Origin of the sequence: Paenibacillus sinopodophylli (assembly GCF_005930355.1) — a bacterium.
Lineage (GTDB): Bacteria > Bacillota > Bacilli > Paenibacillales > Paenibacillaceae > Pristimantibacillus > Pristimantibacillus sinopodophylli.
Genome location: NZ_VDBO01000053.1, coordinates 1 through 822 on the forward strand (window position 1 = coordinate 1; position 822 = coordinate 822).

Here is an 822-nt window from a genome sequence, read left to right on the forward strand (position 1 = left end):
ACATGTCATAGCTTCGGTGGTGTGTTTAGCCCCGTTACATTTTCGGCGCAGAGTCACTCGACCAGTGAGCTATTACGCACTCTTTAAATGATGGCTGCTTCTAAGCCAACATCCTGGTTGTCTTTGCAACTCCACATCCTTTCCCACTTAACACACACTTGGGGACCTTAGCTGATGATCTGGGCTGTTTCCCTCTTGACAATGGATCTTAGCACTCACTGTCTGACTCCCGAGTAGCACGTCTATGGCATTCGGAGTTTGACTGGACTTGGTAACCCTTGGCGGGCCCCGCACCCAATCAGTGCTCTACCTCCACGACGCTCATTCCTCGAGGCTAGCCCTAAAGCTATTTCGGGGAGAACCAGCTATCTCCGAGTTCGATTGGAATTTCTCCGCTACCCCCACCTCATCCCCGCATTTTTCAACATGCGTGGGTTCGGGCCTCCAGTGCGTGTTACCGCACCTTCACCCTGGACAGGGGTAGATCACACGGTTTCGGGTCTACGACCACGTACTTATTCGCCCTATTCAGACTCGCTTTCGCTACGGCTCCGTCTTCCCGACTTAACCTTGCACGTGATCGTAACTCGCCGGTTCATTCTACAAAAGGCACGCCATCACCCATTTAACGGGCTCTGACTTTTTGTAAGCGCACGGTTTCAGGTTCTTTTTCACTCCGCTTCCGCGGTGCTTTTCACCTTTCCCTCACGGTACTGCTTCACTATCGGTCACCAGGGAGTATTTAGCCTTGGCAGATGGTCCTGCCGGATTCCGACGGGGTTTCACGTGTCCCGCCGTACTCAGGATCCGTCTCGGAGAGTG

The 822-nt window shown here is 53.3% G+C and carries 1 rRNA gene; it reads right to left on the reverse strand.

Annotation, left to right across the window (positions count from 1 at the left end):
- Positions 1 to 822: ribosomal RNA gene (locus tag FGT79_RS30635) — 23S ribosomal RNA — on the reverse strand; the annotation flags it as partial.